Annotated in this window: 5 protein-coding genes; 3 read left to right on the forward strand and 2 right to left on the reverse strand. The window is 39.0% G+C overall.

Annotation, left to right across the window (positions count from 1 at the left end):
- The first annotated feature begins 72 nt into the window (after window positions 1-72).
- Entirely contained in the window at window positions 73-1,035 is a 963-nt protein-coding gene (locus WA010_RS00985) for a chemotaxis protein CheW (RefSeq protein ID WP_422555311.1), read from the forward strand.
- 44 nt (window positions 1,036-1,079) lie between these two features.
- Here the strand turns inward: WA010_RS00985 and WA010_RS00990 are convergent, their stop codons facing one another.
- Entirely contained in the window at window positions 1,080-2,360 is a 1,281-nt protein-coding gene (locus tag WA010_RS00990; RefSeq protein ID WP_422555312.1) for a malic enzyme-like NAD(P)-binding protein, read from the reverse strand.
- Window positions 2,361-2,536: 176 nt separating this feature from the next.
- Between WA010_RS00990 and ppa the strand changes: the two genes are divergently transcribed.
- A complete protein-coding gene (ppa, locus tag WA010_RS00995; RefSeq protein ID WP_422555313.1) occupies window positions 2,537-3,058 on the forward strand; it encodes an inorganic diphosphatase in 522 nt (173 codons plus the stop codon).
- Window positions 3,059-3,064: 6 nt separating this feature from the next.
- Complete coding sequence (locus WA010_RS01000) at window positions 3,065-3,364, forward strand: hypothetical protein (RefSeq protein WP_422555314.1); 300 nt, start codon at window positions 3,065-3,067, stop codon at window positions 3,362-3,364.
- A gap of 2 nt (window positions 3,365-3,366) precedes the next feature.
- Here WA010_RS01000 and WA010_RS01005 read toward each other — a convergent pair.
- The coding region (locus WA010_RS01005; RefSeq protein WP_422555315.1) for a hypothetical protein at window positions 3,367-3,781 on the reverse strand (415 nt) is incomplete at its 5' end.

The following is a 3,781-nucleotide window of genomic DNA, read 5'->3' on the forward strand; positions in this document are numbered from 1 at the left end:
CTTTAGATTTTAGTAAAAAAATCCCTCGAATTAGGATATGATAAACAAATATAAAACAACAATGAGGTTTCCATGTCTATTTTAGCACACGTTGATGCCGCAACAAATTTAGCGAAAAACAATGAAGTTCAACTTTTGGTATTCAAAGTTGATGCAGCAGAGTCCTCTCCTTATTACGCCATTAATGTTTTTAAAACACGTGAAGTTGTAGAATCCAAACGACACCACCTGACCCAAATACCAGGGGCACATCCATTACTAGAAGGAACTATTGTCTTACGGGAAATGCAGATTCCTATCCTAAACCTTCCTCGATGGCTTGGAACAGAACTTTTAGATGATAAAAAAAAGACTTCCAATTTGTTGATTTGTGACTTCAATGGTATCATTATCGGTATCCGTATTATGTACGCCTACCGCGTCGTTAAAAAGAATTGGAATGAGATGCATGCCCCCGATAGCTATCGCCTTGGTGACGATGGTTTAGTCATTAACGATACCCGTCTAGACGATGGAAGCCTATGTTTAGTACTTGATTATGAAAAACTGCTATCGGAAGTAATCCCTCAAGCTATGGTAAATATTGAAAATTCGGAAAATTCACTTGCTAATATTGTTGTACCGCAAAAACTCAAAAACGGTATTGTCTTAATTGCCGAAGATTCAAAAACTGCTCAGCGTCATTTAACACAAATTTTTGAACACGCCCATATCGGCTATCAAATATTCAATAATGGTAAAGATATGATTGACTTTATTGCTAGACATCCTAGTCCTACTTCTATACCTGCAATCATTACCGATATTGAAATGCCTGAGATGTCAGGGTTTACTGTAATACAACGTCTTAAAGCAAATCCTGAAACCAAAATGATTCCAGTTATTGTTAACAGTTCAATGACAGGGGATAATAATAAGCGTGAGGCAGCTAGCCTAGGTGCAGACGGTTTTATCGACAAAACAAAAAGTGAAAACATCCTGCCGTTAATTGTTGAAAAAATGAATGAAATGGAAAAAAGATTATTGTCTCGCTGAGAAAGAGAGCTCCCAAGAAAACTTGGAAGCTTTTTTAGTAAAGATTATCCGTTATTTGCCATCTCACGAAGTTTAGCTTTATACGCTTCAAGATCAAAGTTTTTAACACGTGCAACACCGTCTTCGATCGCTGCAGTAGCAACGGCTAATGAAACAGATTCCATCAAACGTTTATCAAATGGTGAAGGAATCACATAATCACGACCAAATGTCATATCCGTACGGTTGTGTGCTTTTGCTACATACTCAGGAACTGGCTCTTTTGCCAATGCTGCAAGAGCACGAGATGCCGCCATTTTCATATTTTCAGTAATTTTAGTGGCACGAACATCCAATGCTCCACGGAAGATAAATGGGAACCCAAGAACATTGTTGACTTGGTTAGCGAAATCGCTACGTCCGGTTCCGATAATCAAATCATCACGAACTGCTTTTGCTAAATCTGGCATAATCTCAGGAGTAGGATTTGCACAGGCAAAAATGATAGGATTAGGAGCCATCGAGCGAACCATATCTTGTGTAATTTGCTCAGGACCTGAAAGACCCAAAATCATATCAGCATCTTTACACGCATCTTCTGGAGTACGATCAGCAGTTTCAAAAGCGAACATTTGCTTTTGTTTATTTAAATCAGTACGACCAGAGTGAATAACCCCTTTTGAGTCCAACATAGTGATGTTTTTAACACCCAATGCTTTATACATTGTAGCACATGCGATACCACTTGCTCCTGCACCGATAACAACCACTTTCAAATCTTCGGCTTTTTTGCCAGACATTTCAAGTGCATTGATCAAACCAGCTGTGGTAATAACCGCTGTACCGTGTTGATCATCATGGAAAACAGGAACATTACAAATTTCTTTAAGACGCTCTTCGATTTCAAAACACTGAGGTGCTGCGATATCTTCAAGGTTAATTCCACCAAACGTATCAGCGATTGCTGCAACGGTTGCAATGATAGACTCAGTGTCATGAACATTCAGTTCAATATCAACAGCATCAACCTTTGCAAACGATTTAAAAAGAACACATTTACCTTCCATAACAGGTTTACCTGCAAGGTGACCGATATCACCCAAACCAAGAACCGCAGTACCATCCGAGATAACAGCAACTAAGTTTCCTTTATTCGTGTAATCGTATGCTGTATCGATCTCTTTCTCGATCTCTAAACATGGATACGCAACACCTGGACTATACGCCATCGCTAATTCTGCTACCGTGTCACACGGTTTTGTGATAAGCGTTCCAATTTTACCATTCGTGTCAAATTTATTACGTGCCTTGTGGTATTCTAGTGATGCTTCTTCAAAAGTAGCCATGTACTTCTCCCGATTAGGTTTTATTTTATGCTGAGCACTTTAGCGTAGAGTTCATTAAGTTTGGTTTGTATTTTTAATACTAAAGAGTTTAAATTAGACTTGATTGATATTTTGTAACATTTTTCTAAAGTTTCTTTCGTTACAATCCGCATCTAAATATAAACAAGGTATTGCAAATGGATCTTAACAAAATCGGTTATGGTGAAAATCCAAATAAAGTAACGGCGATTATTGAGATCGCATGTGGCTCAAACATCAAATACGAAGTTGAAAAAGAGAGTGGTGCATTGGTACTTGATCGTGTTATGCATTCAGCTATGTACTATCCGGCAAACTACGGATTTGTCAACAAAACTCTTTCCCAAGACGGTGATCCGGCTGATATCTTGATCTTGACCGAATATCCGATGGTTGAGGGGTGTGTAACCAACTGCCGTCTTGTTGGTGTATTGATTATGGAAGATGAAAGCGGTATTGATGAAAAACTTCTAGCTGTTCCAACTTCTAAAATCGATCCTACGTTTGAAGAGATTCAAGACCTCGGAGACATCCCGAAACACACGTTAGCAAAAATCAAAAACTTCTTTGAAACCTACAAAATGCTTGAACCGGGTAAATGGGTAAAAGTAAAAGGGTTTGAAGACAAAGCATCCGCAACCAAAATTCTCGAAGATGCTATCAAAAATTACAAAGAGTAAGCGACCATGATCAACTTCGACTCACCCGATTTTTTTGCCTACGCGATTTTTGGACTGATACTCAATTTCGTCTTTTCAATCGCATTTGGACTCTATTTGAGTAAAAATATCGGGGTCGAAGAGATGATGCTCTCCAAAGGAGAGCGTGTTCAACCGTGGTGGCTCGCCCTCTCATTGGCTTTCCCTTATGCCAAAATGCTCATAACTCTCTACCGTGTCGCTATCTTACAACTCTATTTTCTCGATCAGGGGAAAACTCATAAAGAGTACTGGATCTATCTCACCACAAACACGGATCAGCACTAACTCTATTTTTCTTCTTTAATACACCACTTTCGAATTAGCGTTTCGTGCAATCCTATTTTCTCTTTTTTAGCCCCGAATTCAGCCCTCTTTAGCTTCGCATTCCACTCTTTATTGTCAAATGCCGTATCGACCAATGCCAAACCCGCAGAGAGGAGCATTTCACTATAGCTTTCTACACCATTCCCATAAAGGACACACCCCTCTTTAATTGTTTCATAATGGTACGATTGTTGAATATGCAAATGTTCTTGAGCAAATTGTTTATCATGAGGGTATGATTTATAATAGCTCTCAACCGCATTTTTACACTCTTGGGGAGAAGCACCCTTGAGAAGCATTTTTTCCAACGTTACAATACCGAACGGCTCACAAGGTATGGAAGCATTTTGGTACAGTAACGTCATCTTTGCATTACTC

Origin of the sequence: Sulfuricurvum sp., from assembly GCF_049305995.1 — a bacterium.
Taxonomy (GTDB): Bacteria; Campylobacterota; Campylobacteria; order Campylobacterales; family Sulfurimonadaceae; genus Sulfuricurvum.